This window comes from Aporhodopirellula sallentina SM41 (assembly GCF_000346505.1).
In the GTDB taxonomy this organism is placed as follows: domain Bacteria; phylum Planctomycetota; class Planctomycetia; order Pirellulales; family Pirellulaceae; genus Rhodopirellula; species Rhodopirellula sallentina.
Genome location: NZ_ANOH01000219.1, coordinates 16580 through 31874, shown reverse-complemented (window position 1 = coordinate 31874; position 15295 = coordinate 16580). Strand labels below are relative to the sequence as shown.

Annotated in this window: 9 protein-coding genes and 1 pseudogene; 8 read left to right on the top strand and 2 right to left on the bottom strand. The window is 53.1% G+C overall.

Annotated elements, in window-relative coordinates; translation table 11 throughout:
* Window positions 1-518 precede the first annotated feature (518 nt).
* Genes RSSM_RS14740 through RSSM_RS31705 form a run of 4 tightly spaced genes read left to right on the top strand, consistent with a single transcriptional unit; the run spans window position 519 to window position 10318 of the window.
* A complete protein-coding gene (locus RSSM_RS14740) occupies window positions 519-2750 on the top strand; it encodes a caspase family protein (protein WP_160168134.1) in 2232 nt (743 codons plus the stop codon).
* A gap of 23 nt (window positions 2751-2773) precedes the next feature.
* Window positions 2774-5272 carry a hypothetical protein gene (locus RSSM_RS14735; protein WP_144059830.1) on the top strand — a complete coding sequence of 833 codons (2499 nt, stop codon included), beginning with the start codon at window positions 2774-2776 and terminating at the stop codon, window positions 5270-5272.
* Between the two features lie 55 nt (window positions 5273-5327).
* Complete coding sequence (locus tag RSSM_RS14730) at window positions 5328-7823, top strand: vWA domain-containing protein (protein ID WP_144059829.1); 2496 nt, start codon at window positions 5328-5330, stop codon at window positions 7821-7823.
* Window positions 7820-10318 carry an ABC transporter ATP-binding protein/permease gene (locus RSSM_RS31705; RefSeq protein WP_052336056.1) on the top strand — a complete coding sequence of 833 codons (2499 nt, stop codon included), beginning with the start codon at window positions 7820-7822 and terminating at the stop codon, window positions 10316-10318. Before RSSM_RS14730 ends, RSSM_RS31705 begins: the two co-directional genes overlap by 4 nt.
* Window positions 10319-11333: 1015 nt before the next feature.
* Here RSSM_RS31705 and RSSM_RS33190 read toward each other — a convergent pair.
* On the bottom strand, window positions 11334-11537 hold the full coding sequence (locus tag RSSM_RS33190) for a hypothetical protein (RefSeq protein ID WP_144059828.1): 204 nt from the start codon (window positions 11535-11537) through the stop codon (window positions 11334-11336).
* On the opposite strand from RSSM_RS33190, the gene RSSM_RS33185 reads away from it, so the two are divergent.
* Window positions 11536-12066, top strand: coding sequence for a tetratricopeptide repeat protein (locus RSSM_RS33185; RefSeq protein WP_144059827.1), 531 nt, complete (start codon window positions 11536-11538; stop codon window positions 12064-12066). The two genes, RSSM_RS33190 and RSSM_RS33185, sit on opposite strands and share 2 nt — an antisense overlap.
* Before the next feature lie 94 nt (window positions 12067-12160).
* Here RSSM_RS33185 and RSSM_RS35580 read toward each other — a convergent pair.
* Window positions 12161-12301, bottom strand: a pseudogene (locus RSSM_RS35580) (IS256 family transposase); the annotation flags it as partial.
* Between the two features lie 332 nt (window positions 12302-12633).
* Here RSSM_RS35580 and tnpA point away from each other — a divergent pair.
* From tnpA to tnpC, 3 genes are all read left to right on the top strand, one after another.
* Window positions 12634-13023 (top strand): IS66 family insertion sequence element accessory protein TnpA, encoded by a 390-nt coding sequence (tnpA, locus tag RSSM_RS14715; protein WP_008680139.1) that lies wholly within the window; start codon window positions 12634-12636, stop codon window positions 13021-13023.
* Window positions 13020-13409 carry an IS66 family insertion sequence element accessory protein TnpB gene (tnpB, locus tag RSSM_RS14710; RefSeq protein WP_008680138.1) on the top strand — a complete coding sequence of 130 codons (390 nt, stop codon included), beginning with the start codon at window positions 13020-13022 and terminating at the stop codon, window positions 13407-13409. The genes tnpA and tnpB overlap by 4 nt, the downstream gene beginning before the upstream one ends.
* Before the next feature lie 128 nt (window positions 13410-13537).
* The gene (tnpC, locus tag RSSM_RS31700; RefSeq protein ID WP_008680136.1) at window positions 13538-15259 is read left to right on the top strand and encodes an IS66 family transposase; all 1722 of its coding nucleotides are present in this window, start codon (window positions 13538-13540) and stop codon (window positions 15257-15259) included.
* The last annotated feature ends 36 nt before the right edge of the window (window positions 15260-15295 follow it).

The following is a 15295-nucleotide window of genomic DNA, read 5'->3' as shown; positions in this document are numbered from 1 at the left end:
GAACAGTGCTCGATCACCACGGACTTCAACGAATTTTGCCAGCTCCTGCGAAACGCGTCCGTCAGTGCTCTTCCATTTGCGATAGTCATCCGACGCGTGAGCGACGGTTAGGTTACCTACGGTAAAAATGCCCATTAAAAGTGCGTAAATGCTCATATTGTTCATCGCTGGACTCTTGATTTTTGGGGTGGGACTGGACCTTTGCATTTGCAAGGGCTAGTATAATGGACCAATCTTAGGGGGTTGTCAACAATTTGTTCGGTTGACGTTGATGCGGACCGGAATAGATCGCCATTGCGATGCAAGCCTGACCTTTAGAAAGCTCAGGTCTGCAAGGCAGTACTACCGTGACTTCAACCACACTAATTGATAGCTAGGAAAGATTCTTATCCCTTAACTGTGATGGATTTCCTTTTTTGTCCACCGGGTTTGGTTTCGTTTTTCGCACGTAATCGGGCTGACCGCCGTTTTGGTCGTGGAGTCATCAACTTTTGATTTGGAGGGGCGACAACTTGAACGTGAAAGCCAACATCTTATTCCTCGCTTTTTCGGCGATCATCCTTCTAGTTGTGGCTACGTCCGTGGTCACCGCCGGAGACCCGATTGCCCTGGTTATTGGGAACAAAAACTACAAGCAAGGTCCGCTGCGTGCCTGCATCAAGGATGCGAATGCGTTTCGTGATTGGCTCCTCAGCAGCGGTTACGCCAGCGAGGATATCGATCTTGTGCACGACGCGACCGGTGACGACATCCGGAGCGCTCTTGCTCGGCTTGCTCGTCACGCAGCAGAGGAGAAACCCTCCCACGTCACTTTTTACTTCAGCGGGCATGGTGGCTACACTCGAGATCTCAACGGCGACGAGGCTCCCCCAGACGATCAGGACGAGTTCTTATCAGGGGTCGATAACGATCGCGGTCGCTCGTCTATGGTTCTGGATGACACGGTTTATGCCACGCTAGCAGATGTGAGTCTGCACACTAAGCAGATCATGGTCGTTTTTGACTCTTGCTTTTCGGGAGGAAGTGCCAAGTCGCTTCAGTCGTCTGCGATCGCTAAAACGCTTTCGCCGGGAGTCGCATCCAAAAGCCTTTTGGCTCAAAGTAGCTCGCCCAATCATGAACTCGACGAGATCTTCCAGCTCACAGAGATAGCGACGTCGAAATCTGTCGTAAGTGATCGCTGCAACTTCATCTTTGTTGCGGCTTCCGACGAAAGCCAGACGTCTCAGATTGTTCCTGACTTGGAGCTGAGTCTGTTTACTCACTACTTTCTCGAGCGGTTGCGATCAACTCCTCGCAATGCCACGCTCAAGATGTTGGAGAGTGCCCTACGGACGGATATGCGCGGGTTGCAGACTCCCGAAATCATTGTTCGCGGGAGTGTTTCACCGCAGAAATTCAGTCTCCAGCAGCTCTTCCCGGTCCGAGGTGATGTTGACCCTGGTCGTCATGCGATTCTGATTGGGGTGAATAGCTTCGATGACCCATCCATCGTGCCGCTGAATTATGCCGCCCGAGACGCACAAGCTGTCCGCACAACACTGCTGGAAAACTGCGCGTTTGACGAGGCCAATATTCGGATGGCGGCGTCAGGAGGCCGAATTGAGCCGACCCTCAGCAACGTTCGGGCGCTGACTAGCCGAATTGCGAGTGAGGCCAAAGAAAATTCGTTTGTCCTGTTTTATTTCTCCGGGCATGGCCACATCAACCCTGGGCAATCGGGTGTGCTTGTGACGAAAGACGCCGTCCTCGATCCGTCAGAGAATTCGGTCGCGCAGGCATATCCGATTAATGAGTTGCATGCGACTTTTCGTGCTTGTCGCGCAAAACACAAAATCTTAGTTCTCGACTGTTGCCACGCGGCCGCGAACGCGCCCAAGTCCGTCGCTCGTCAAGCGACTGCGACCCCGGGTCAAATCGCGAATCTGCTGGAAACAAAGCAAACGGGTGATGGCGGTTACATCGTTTTCGCGAGTTCCACAGGTGACCAGAAATCATGGGAGTGGCCACAAAAGCGGTCGTCCCTGTTTACCCACTTCTTCTGCGAAGGGTTGCGGGGCGCAGCTGACCGCGAGAGCGGGGACCGTAAAGGAAGCGTTGATTTCTCCGAGCTGTTTAAGTACGTCTCCACCAATGTTCAGAGAACCGCCAAAACACCCGAGCTGGGCGAGCGAATTCAGACGCCGTACCAGCTGGTCCGCGTCTCCGGTGTGAATACGCTCGAACTCAGCCGCGTTAGCGGTGACATCGTCTTGGCGATTGATTGGTCATACGGAATGAAGAAACAGCAGGCGAACCTGAAGCGTTTCCTCAAGTTAATCTCGCGAAAATTCAACGTTGAAGCATCGCTGGATGGCGGGGCGGTTCACTTGTTCGGGCCTAGCGGATCGAGCTCGGTCGGTTGGCGTGTCAACGAGTTGCTCGCTGAATCAGTGCCAGATAACGCCAGCCCACCTCATGACCAAGATACGCTGCTTTGTCTTGAGGCAGCGATTAAGAAGACAGGCAAAGGTCGCAAGCTCATTTTTGTCACCTTTGATCCAAACCTATTCAAACCGTTCAGCCCACAACGCGAGCAAGATCACTGGGACGGGATCGAAGCGACCCTGCGATCGAGCGGAGTTGACGCGAAGGATATCCACCTGATCCAGGTTCGCGGGCAATTCGTTTCAGGGTTCAGCAAGTTGCTCGACCCAGAAAACTACAATCGGTTCACTCCTGATTTTCCTCGGGCGTTACCAGGCTTTTGATGCTGGAAACAAGAGTTCTTAACATGTATCCACGACGCAGCTTTGTGGCAGTTTTGCTCGCGACGCTTGGTGCAACAATCGCCATGGCCGATCAAGATATGACGCTCACTTACGTGAGCGTACCTGAATCGGGCCAGGCCAGCATCAAGACTGCAAGCCTGAAAACCCTCGAGTTTCAAGGGCCGCGTTTGGTCGTAGGTGACGGCGACGCTTCCGAAAAAGTTGATCTTCGGAATGTTATTCAGCTGGAGTTTGGTAGCGCGTGTAGCGAATTGAATGATGCGTGGGCATATCTTCGCACTGGCAATGCCGAGATGAGCGCCAGCAGAGCAAACGCATTTCTGGTGAAAACGCTCAAGAATAGAGCACCCCTTGATCGGAAAATATTCGACTTGCAGCCCTTAAGCAAATACTATTTTCGCTCCTACGTTGAAGGGCTCTACATCCTCTTCATCAGCCGACTAATAGAGGATATCTCTCGCAAGGTTGACATCATCACCAATCAGCGGAGAGCTAAATCCGGCGATGGCACCTCAAGCGAAGATGCAGACGGCAACGGCTTTCCGGTGGACGGCCAATCTGAACTGCTTAATGATCGAACGCCCTTAGCCAACTCTTTCCTCGGGACCGATTCGCGGACAAGCGGTTCCTCGCCTGCGCCTATCATTCAACTAATCTATTTTGACCACATTCGACTCAAGATCGGTATAAGAGAATTTGGGAAACAGCTTGAGGGTCAGCCACAATCGAACGGCTACGTCAGCCAAGAGTCAATCCTGAACATCCTTGGTGATTCGGAAAGCAGCCGTGCCTTCGTTCAATCCATGTTAGAAAGTCCGGGCGTAACCGCTAGCAGCTCAAAGGGACTGAGAGTTGAGCAGTGGTCAAAGTGTCTCGACGAGCTGAAAGAGAAGATAGCCAGCCAAGCTCTGAGCGACATGCGAGCAGGAGTCAAAACTGACCCTCCCAATCCAGATAACTTCTACAAGATTCTGAAAGCTTTGGTCTCTCTGTACCCGGACGCGATACATGCACCCCTCGCGAAGAATTGTATCATTCAGTTCGAGGTCATGGTTGAACCCGCGTTCACAAAGTCGAAGGACGGCGGCTCATTCGACCAGAGTAGCCTGATTTGGTCACCGCTGTTCGGTAAGCGGTTTCCTGTTGATGCGGTATGGCGACTTCATGATCAGGTCATCGACATGGAGCGTTGGCGTGTGTCAAAGCGGTGCTGGCTTGAATGGACGTCGAAGAAGGACCCGGGACGCGAGAAACAGATAACGCTAGCCAGCGAGGGTACCGACGACTTCGCGAGTCTAGCAAGATTTGTCTCGGAATCGAATAAATTTGCCGGAAACGATAACAGGATGTGGGCGGTAAAAGCTCTTGAGGATGCAGTGACGGCGTTTGAGGTTCTTGGAAAACCACGTGGAGAGTTTAAGAAAATCCTGCCAAATTACTCACCAAGCAAATGGGCTCAAGAAACAAAAAACCTCTACGGAGACGACTCCATTAAACTCGATCGAATCACCACCCCAAGTGCTTTGGCTTACGCACCGGTCAACGTGGGTGCCAGACAGGTTCGCGACGAATTAGTTCGCCTTAACAAACTAACCTCAGCGTACTATCGCAACTTTAAAAAATCTGAAAGTCGTTTCAATACGCTTGCTCAGCGGAACTCCGAAATCATCGACCGTCAAACAAAGCTTGCCGGTGAATTAGGCAAACTTCTTTCGAAAGATGCCCTGCAGAACGCCGGATCGGCTAAAGACGAATTGGAGGTCATTAAGAATTACTTTGTTGCGATGAAGGCAGATTACGAACAACGCATCGAAGAGCTGCAGTTCACACTCAACAACCCGTCGCGTGATGTGTTCATCGTCGTCGATGGGCAGAATTACATTCAGTCAAGCTCCCCACCGAGTATTCGGGAAGCGTTGCGAGAGTCAGTTACGTACTTTCGGGATTTGGAAGAAACCACCAACGTCACGTTGTGTTGGAATATTCATCCAAACCCCAAGGTCGCATCCAGCCAATTAGGCGGCGACGACCGAGACGATGCCGCTAGTACGCTTTTGAAGGGTGTGGAATTATTCGGACGTAACAGCACACTTTTCTCAAGCGTTCATCTCGCCTTCGAGCAGATGTTCGAGTGGTTAGGGAATTCGAAAGCTACACGACGTGGTTCAATCGTTTACGTTTACTGTCCCGTCTATACAACTACTCGCGAAGACGACGAGTGGGAAAGTCTTTGGTCCAAAGACAACGATTTTCGAGATCGCTTCGACAAGCTTGATTGCGCTTTAAAGGTTTGTGTCCTGTACCAAGCTTCCGATGATTCAGCAGAGGCGAAATTGCCGCAACTTGAGGATCTGACCGACACACGATCTGAACAGTTTAAATACCTACGTTCTAAGGGTGTCGATTTTGATTTTGTCGTGCTACCAGTCTCAAAGTCGGCGAGGAAGAACCTGGAACGGGACTTAGTCAACAATATCAAACAGGCCATCATTGGGCGTTGAGCCATATTGATAGAATTGATTCACCAACCACTAGAACTGATTTGAAATGATCGCGATGAGGCTAATCGTAAAAGGAACGCCGCTCCTCTTCTGTTGTTTTGCCGTATTGAACATTCATTCGCTTTCGGCACAGCAAAAGACGACGGAAAAACCCACGCCCAAGTTGACGAAGGCTGGAGACCAGCCACTTGGGGCGTTCATTCACCACGACAATATTCCGCTTTTGGCGAGTCCCGGGGGCAAGCCACTAAATACACCAGCCGAATACCTGCGTAGCTTTTTGGTCGTCAAAGAATCCAATGGCTACATTCTCTTGGCATCAACTCCAGATGGGTCGGTCGAGACCAACACCTACGACACCCTCTACGGATGGATTCGCCGCGAACAGTGTTTAACTTTCCCATGGGATAGAGGCTGGAAGGCTGAGGCGGACTCGGAAACCGGCGTGTATCTGAAAGGGATGGTGGTCAACTCCGCACGTGCCACAGATATCAATCAGTGGGGCGATGTCCCTGTCTACACGAGTTCCACGGGGATGAAGGAGTCGGAATATATCACTGCGAATCCTCTCAAGTTTTTCGATATTTTTTACATTTTCGATCGACAAGATGGGCGAGCATTCATCGGACGGGCTCCTTACGTTGACGCATTTGAACGAGAGTATCCTCAACCCGCAAGTGATTTGGTCAAAAGAGAGATGCTCGGATGGGTGCCGATTGAGGACAATGGGGCGGAGCGTCTCGTCTTTTGGAACACACGCGAGGCCATTGAGTTTAATAATGAAGACGGAGTTCGTCGCGAGCCGATTGTCGTCTTCAAGGACAAAGAATTTCTCGAGGAGTATTTGAGCGTTGACGCGAGGCCTATTGAGGAATACGAACAAGAAGGGAAGCTACTTGCTCGGGAGGTCTTAGACGGTAAAGAGTGGAAAAAATGGCCAGCAACCACATCGCGATACCCGGTGTTAAGCCGGTCAGAGTCTCCAGTTCGCGGATGTAATATCTATGAGATCGGTGTGATCGGCGACGTACTAGACGCTGATACTCGTGAACGTCTGGTGTCTCGGGAGGTATTTCAAGTACAGCAGCGTCAGGCAGACAAGCTGATTGTTGACGCAAACACGTTCGAAATCGTGTTTGTTGTCGACGCGACACAAGGGATGCAGAATTATTTTAAAACGGTCCGAGAATCCATCAACTTAATCGTCGAAACGCTCGGTTCGCTCGCAGGTAGGGGAACTCTGAATGCAAGTTCGAGGGCAAACATTCCTGCACCTAAATTCTCTGTCAACTTTTACCGCGGCGCATTAGGGCAGGGGGCGTTTGCTCCTGGATTGGAACCTCAATTCAAAGCGATCGAGCGAGTCAATAGAACAAACGCAATGCTTGGTGGCGGGCGTCAAAAGGTCTTTGAGGGGATCCTCGAGGCAACCGCCCGATCGTTTACAGATCATTCATCTTATGAGTCTGGCGCTGTCGTCAAACAGGGTTCGAAAAACACCACGAAGATGCTGATTGTCATCGGAGATGGGGCCAACGATCCAGACGATAAGAGGTTTTCACCGAGAAAGGTGGCTTCCGAGATTATCAAGATGACATCGGGGGGCGGCGACGGAGCATCAGCTCCGTTTTTGTTGTTGCTATCGGTTGGCAACAACGATGCCTGTCAAGCGCAGATGGAAGAGATTGCAGCCGCGTTTCGCGCTGAAGCCGTTAAAGCCATATTTAGCGACGAAGACCTAAAGAAACTATCTGCGGTCAATCGTTCGGCGATGGAGCGGCGACTTGCTAATGTTGCGCCGATCAGCGACCAAGACCGAATACTGAGTGCTATCAAACTCGCAACCGAGTATAAACGCGAAGAGGCGCTGCTCAAGGCTGATACTCTTCGAAACCCGAACGAGATTCCGGTTAGCGATACCAAGCCGAGTTACGAAATAATGTGGGCACGCCAGGCGATGCAGATGTTAGAGAACGAGGGCCTCACGGAGTACATCCGAGCTGGCGGCGGTCTTCAAGCATTCGATAGGGGGTGGACATTTGATCGCCATCCCGACGAGAGACGCGTCGATGGAAAAATAATCGACTCGTTACGGCATGTCACGTTTTTCCGTCGGGAAGAGTTGCAGAGTTTCACTTATTTTCTCGAGTCAGCGACGCGATTCAATCAAGCGAACGCGGGTGAACTGTGGAAACGAGCATTGAGCGGCATCCTGGGCGAAGAGCCAGACGAACTCGCGCTCACGGAGAATCTCGATCAGCTTGCTGGGAAATATTTGGGTGTACAGTGTCACACCGGTTTTTTGCTGTATAGCTACAAGGAACTCGGGGGCCTTAGCCAAGAGCATCAAGCGAATTTACTGCACCAAGTTGCAGTAAAAATCAATCACATGAGAGACGCTGAGGCGAAACGGATCGCAAAATATTCCGATTCAGGCACAATTCGAAAATGGGTTCGTGTCCCGAACTCACTTAAGAGGTGGGAGTTTTGGTATCCGGAGTCCCGAGGCCTTAATGCCCATGGATGGATCCCTCGTGAGTTTCTCCCATGACGGTCTTGAATAGGACACGCCGCGATTCCCTCGAGAATCTAGAAGTGAAGGACCCACCGGGCCGACCGCTCGCCTTTTCGATTCGTGATCTCTCAAAGTGTTACTCGACCGTCGATGGACCCGCTCTTGATCGCGTGTCCGTCGACATACCGGCTGGGATTCGGCTCGCTGTGCTCGGCCGCTCGGCCGCTGGCAAAAGCACTCTGATGCACTTGTTGGGTTTGCTTGACAATCCAGATGCCGAGGGAGAGATTCGGTATTTCTCAGGCGATACTGAGGTCAATTACGCAGACCCTTCGTCATCTGAGTTGACAATCGATCAAATCCGTGGGCGCCATTTCGGCTTCGTCTTCCAGCAGGGTCATTTGCTCGAACATTTGTCATGTATCGACAATGTTGGGCTGAGTATGGCACTCGGTGGTCGCAGCCGGTCGGAACGTCTGCCGCGGGTGACGAACGTTTTGCGTCGGCTAGGTTTGGAAGAAGCCCTCGAACGTTCTCCGCGACAACTGTCGGGTGGACAGCGTCAGCGGGTCGCGCTCGGTCGAGCATTGGCTCACTCTCCTCATGTGGTCTTCGCGGACGAACCGACCGGAAACCTCGATCCAGAGAACGCCAGCAATGTCATGCGTCAGTTGGTGCAATGGCAAAAGCAGGGCGTCGATCAGGCTCGCACACTGCTGTTGGTGACGCACGACATTCCACTGGCGTTTCAGTACTGCGATCACTTCTTAGTCGTGCGTGGCGGCAAGTTTGTTGACGGGATATTCGCCAAGGCAGATATCCCGCGGGCGGACAAGTCATTTCCAACGATCGCCAACCCGGACGATCTGCTCGACCTGATGATGCATGGCCAGATCCAGAAGAAATCCACGGCATCCGTCCACGCTTCGCTGCAACTCACCCAGGCAGCCGATCACGAATCAGAAATTGACGAATCCGAGACGCCTGAGGATATTTCAGATGATCCAGCAGGGAACCATTTGAGTGGTCCGCCTTTTGGATTCATTCGGCATTTAGCTTTTCGTGATATTGTTCGTCGTGAAAGTCTGGGTGTCACGCTTGTTGGCTGGTTAATCCTCGCTCTGATGACCGTTCTCTGTACGGTTGGTTGGGGATTGCTGGAAGGAAAGACAAGACTGCTCGACCAAGAGCTCTCGAAACCGACAGCGCGTCGCCTGGATATCAATGTTCCGGTTGGTCAACTTGCGTCGATCGACGATGAAGCGGTCGAGCGATTAAGCAAGATTACCACTCGCGATGGCCGAGATGCATTTGGTGACCCAGCGCAACAGATCAGGCGTTGGAATCAAGCCAGTTTCCTATTCTATCAAGGGAACGAGGACAACACGGGAAATTACTCCAATGGTCGCACGTTGATGATCGGTGATCCGTTGATTGAAGCGATTGAATTTATTGGCGAGAAAAAGCCAAGCGGGTTCACGGACGATCGTGCACCGCAGATCATTATCGATCAAGAGTTTCTTGCCGACTTTGTCGTCGCGGACGATCAGAATTTCGTCGATATTGCCTATAAGGACTCAAAAATTCGACTTGAGATCCTCGGTGTCGCAGACAAGATTCCTGGCAGTTTGCCATCGAGCTTTATCGTCCCAAACGGTTTAGCGCACTCACTGCAGAATCACGAGGTCGTTCTTGATACTGATTTAGCCGAATTGTCGCATGTATCGATTGCCCCGGTCACGAGAAAGGAATACGACTCATGCGTTGGCAAGCTCCGCGAGTTTCGGCTCACAAGTCGTTTCGAGCTGAGTTGGGAGCCTGACTCAGCGATCAAGCTGACGGTCAAGGATGATGGGACGCTAACGAAACAGCGTCTGGAACAGTATGCAGACGCGATCATCGCGAAGATGGCCGAACAAGAAATGGTCAGCGGAAGTTTGCTCGTTCGATTCCCACCCCTGCAGACGACGCGCAGCGTGCCCTATACGTATCAGTGCGCATCGCTGTACGTCAACGAAGACGATGTCAATGAACTCGACCGCGTCGCCGACGAAGCGCAGACTCTGGGATTCGAACCAATGAACAGCGATACGCTGATCGTGCTCGCGATTTTGCGCAACACGGTCGGCCCACTACGCGTCATGCTGACCTGCGTGATTTGCGTCACGTTTGTCGTGGCATCCCTCGCGACGGGAGTGAGCATGTGGCAGCGTGTACGCCAAAAGCGTCATGAGATCGGAATTCTGAAAGCATGCGGAATGACCACTTCACGTGTGATGTTGGTCTTCGGGCTCGAAGGGCTGATGCTTGCGGTCGCTGCTGCCGCCTTCAGTTTGCCGACCAGCTATGCGATCGGAACCGCCATTGGGGACTACCTTGCGAAAATCGGAAAACAGGATGGCAATCTTTTCGTGCTCGATCCATTGATGGCCGCGTGCGTGTGCTTGATCCTCGTCATGGTTTGCGTGGGTTCCTGTTTGTTCGGCACAATTAAGTCTGCACGTTTGAAACCTGCCGTTTCGGTTAGGTAATGAGCTCAATGATTGTATATCCTCAAATGACGGAAATGACTACGTTGACCCGGCAACCTAGGGGAATTACAATTCCTAGGGCGAGTTCGTTCCCAAGTTTAACTCAGGCGTAAATAATGCTCCGTTTTTCCACCTGCTCGGCGCTGAGCGGCTTACTGTTTTCGCTCGTTGTTTGCACTTCCGCAGAAGCCCAAATCAGCATTTTAGCTCCGAAGTCTAACGATGCGTCCCAAACAATGACGTTGAAAGACTATCTACTTGAGGGAATTGTCGGGGAGGACGCATCGGGCACATATCAAGGCGTCGATATCAAAACCGTCTTGGAGCAGGCAGACAACAAGGTGGTGATCACGGGTGAGGTAGAAACCTCGAATCAGCGGGCGCTACTGGAGAACATGCTGAAGACCTCGCTGATCCAGGGCAAGGAAAATACGCCACGCCTCGTCGACTGGCCCGATGGCACCCCCAATCCGGAGGTTGACGCGAGCGGGATGGTAATCAGGGGACGATCGAACGATGCGCCACCTCGTGGCGGAGACCGGACAATCAACTTAAGCAGTGCGGAGCGAGTCTTCTCAGTCGCCGATTTTCCTTACTCTGACCCTGAAGGAAGACCGCTGGCTGAGTTGCGAGTCGATCGCTTGCCAACGACGGGTAGCCTGATGCTCGATGGTCGGGCAGTGACTTTGGACGCTCGTATTTCTGCAGCCCAGCTCGCAAGTGGTGCATTGAAATATTCAGCGACTGCACGCGGTGCCAAGTCGGTTGGCGTGGCCGGAAGCGTTTCGGACTCGATCCTGTTTTCGGTGAGTGACGGAACTTCATTCTCTGCGACGCCGTCAACCATCTCCCTCGTCTACAATTCACCGCGGCCGGGCCCTGTCGACCCTACGAGGGGTGGGGGCAGACCATTCGTCTACGAACCGCCGAAGCCCCGAGGATTACCGGTTCCCATCGGAGGCGCGTGGTGGGCACCGTCGAATTATTGGCAAGCACCGGGCTACTCAGCTAGTTATTACCACTCTTCCTCTTCATGTGTCGAGACTTTCAATGGCTGTGGGCCGGTTGTCGATGCTTGTTCTGTGAGCACTTGTTGTGGTTGTGAGGTGCTGAACTCGTGTGTCGTCGATACGAACTGTTCGCCGTGTGGGTCGAGTTGTTCTTCATCCTTCGTCCCGACGATGAGGACTTGTGGCGTCGTGGTGCCAAACTTTGCCATGCCGCTCGCGTATGTCGTCCCGCCCACTCATACTCGCCTCGCGGCGCCCTACCTTACCGGGGACCGAATCGCTCTGTATGCGAGCAATCGTATCGACCAAGCAGCAGATGGACGCGTTTATGTTTCGTCGCGTCGACCGGCACTGCCAGATGTTGATTTGGGTGGAACTCCTCGCATCGCGGAGGGTTATTACGCTCTTGGCGTAAGCGAGTATTGGAAAGGCAACTATGAGGAAGCCATTGGGCTGTTGAAGGATGGAATCAATGCCTACGAATCCGACGCTCGGCTTTGGTACTTCAAGGCCTTCTCGGAGGTTCGTCTCGGACGAAAGGTCGACGCAGGACGTTCACTCGGCATGGCAGCGGTGGTCGAACGGGTGCGTCCTTCTCAGAAAAAAGTTGTGTCTAAAGCTATCGAGCGTTTCCAAGGTGAATTTCGCGTGCAAATCGAACGTGCCCGTCTGATTGTCGCTGGGATGACCGATACCGATGCGTCCGGCAAGATAGACATACAGGTCGCGTCGCGCTAGCCCGGATTATTCACCTGGATTCTTCTTGGCAGTTATCGTTCGTCAAGTTGCGGACATTTGATTTTCAACTTGACTCTCGAAACTTCTCGGCTCGTTAGACGGTGCTCTCCTGGGGTTGGTGAAGTCGGTCCATCTCCAAGTATCTACGTGTTCCCCTTTTCGTTCCGGAGATGTGACGCAGTCTGGCCGCGAAAAGTATTAACGCGCTCTTGCCGTCTGGGAATGCACCTACAACGTAACCGTACACCAGAACCGTTGTGGGCGCGGGATTTAGGTTGGTGGGTTTGATTCGTTCCTCACGCGGAGAAGACTCATGCCGCGTTTCCAATCGTCCAAGCTCTGGGCCGAGCGTTTGCGACGTTTTGAGCAGGCTCAGATGACCGTCGCCCAGTTTTGCAAGGTTGAAGGTGTCTCGCAGCCGTGAGCGTTCGGTGAACTACGTGGTGTGGGCTTAGCGGCGGCGTTTTCGGCGGCGGCTCTATTCTTTGGTGAGCGTTCTGTGAAGTGCATCTTGCAAGGTGGTTTAGGTTGGCGGAATTTGTTTCCTCCAACTTGGGAGCCTTACCCATGGCACGTTCGAAGCGGTCGGTCGAGAAAGAAGAGTTTTGGCGATTGGTGCTCAATGAGCACGCCGTCAGCGGTTTGTCGATAAAAGCCTTTTGCAAACGCGAAGCGGTTTCCGAAGCGTCGTTCTATTTTTGGCGGCGTGAACTGGCGATTCGTGATGAGCAGTCCGGTCAAACTCCAAACTCTCCTGCGATCATCCCTGTTCGCGTTGTCGACTCAGAGTCGTGTCACTCACAAGCCGATCTCACCGACGGCGACCAGCGACCAGCCAGTTCAGGTGTGGTCGAAGTCACCGTTCCCGGCGGGTTTACTTTACGGGCCGACGCGGCGACGGACGCCCAGCACGTTACCGCTTGGCTCCTAGCCCTTTCGCGTGTGGCCGCCTCATGATTAGCATCGCATCGTCCACTCGCATCTTCGTTGCCACCTCGCCCACCGACATGCGAAAAGGATTCGACGGCTTGCAAGGACTTGTCGCTGGTACCCTCGGCCAAGACCCGCTTTCAGGTCATCTGTTCCTCTTCGTCAATCGTCGACGCGATAAACTCAAGGTACTCTACTGGGACGGCGACGGGCTCGCGATCTGGTACCGCAGGCTTGAGCAGGGAACCTTTCAGATGCCCTCGATCCACGATGACAAAACCTCGGCCGAGATCAATCGCGAGGACCTTCTGTTGCTTATTCGCGGCCTCGACTATGAGAATGTTCATCGGCGAAAACGATACAAGCTTCCCGACTGCGAAACAGTCAAAGACAGCGATCCGATGACCGTTTAACGACTGACTTTCCGCGTCACATCAACGCATCAAACGCTCGCTTGTTGGCATCCATCAGGTGAGCGTTTTTCTTTTGAAAATATTCAATTTCTGTCGAACCGGTGTCTCGGCCGCGCGTAGCGAACATCATGGATGCCGCTGAACTCAAACGCGAAAACGAAAGACTGAAGCAACAGCTTCAAGAAACCGCCGCGCATCAAGCGGCACTCGAAGAACAGTTTGCCCGAACGATCGCCGAGAAAGACACGCTCGTTGGGTCGCTTCGCCATCAAATCAAACTGCTGCTTTTGAAAGTTCGTGGCTCGCGGCAAGAACGCATCGATCCTGATCAGTTGATGTTGTTCTCAATCGATGAGCTCAGAGAACTCGCAGATGAGCTTCACGCAGAAGCCGAAGAAGAAACCGCCGGGGAGGAAGACTCCACTGGCAAGAAAAGAAAGCGTCGTGGTCATGGTCGCCGCGACTTATCGGAAGTCGAACCGACGCGAGTGCTCCGTCACGAGTTACCCGAAGATCGGCGCAAGTGCGCGTGCTGCGGTGAGACCTGCACCGAGTTCGCGGTCGAAAGCAGCAAGCAGATCGAGATCATCCCGGCCCGAGTCGAAGTGATCCAGCATGACCGCGTGAAGTATGCCTGCCGTGCGTGCCAAGAGAACGTTGTGGTCGCTCCCAAGCCGCCGCAACCGATCGAGAAAGGCTTACCCGGTCCAGGACTCTGTGCGCACGTCACCCTCTCGAAATTCGGCGACCACACTCCGCTTTATCGCCTTGAGGATATCTTCTTGCGAACTGGGCTTGAGATTCGTCGCAGCACGCTGTGTGGTTGGCTGATCAAGCTGGCTGAGCTGGCCCGTCCGCTGGCGATGCGAATGAAGTACTTGGTGCTTCAGTCGAAAGTCATCCACACGGACGATACTTCGATCAAGATGCTCGAGCCAGGTGCGGGGATCGCTCGAGAAGCCAAGTTCTGGCCTTACCTTGGCGATTGGCTACATCCTTACGCGGTTTACGATTTTACGATCGACCGAAAGCGTGACGGGCCTTTGAATTTTCTTGAAGGTTACCAAGGATATCTTCAAGCCGATGCGTATTCGGGATACGACTGCATCTACGCGGGTGGTCGCGTGCGCGAAGTGGCGTGTTGGATTCATGCGCGGCGTTACTGGCATCAAGCGATTGATAATGATGGGGTTCGTGCGAACACAGCGTTATCATTCATCGCTCGGTTGTCACAGATCGAAGGACAACTGCGTGAAGCCTATCCAAGGACCAACCTGCAAGGTGAGCGTGATTTTGCATTGGTGGCAGCGGCTCGCCAGCAGCATTCGCTTCCAATTTTGCACCAGTTCAAATCATGGATGGATCGCGAACTGGAAACGGGTCGCGTGCTTCCCAAGAGTGCGATCCGGCAAGCGTTCACGTACACGCTCAACCAGTGGTCGGCGTTGTGTCGTTACACCGAGGAAGGCTATCTATCGTTTGAAAACAATGCGGCCGAAAGGTTGGTCAAGAACCCGGCAATCGGTCGGAAGAATTATCTATTTGTCGGTGGGATGCGTGGCGGTCGCGATGCGGCGGTTTTCTATTCACTTGTCAGCAGTGCGAAGGCCAACGGAGTCGAACCGTTCGCTTGGCTTCGCGACGTGTTCGATAAGCTACCCTCTCACCGCAGCGGAGAGGCTTTCGCCCAAGCATCCGCCGGCCAGTCGGTCACCAGCGAGGAACTGGACGCGTTGTTGCCGGACCGATGGCTGCAGTCGCATCCCGATCACGCCTGGACGATGGACACCATTCGCCGTAAAGAACGCCAAGCGAAAGAAAAACGCCGCCGCCGAAAACGCCGCCGCTAAACCTCGCTCCCCCCAACGCCGTTCACCGAACGCTCA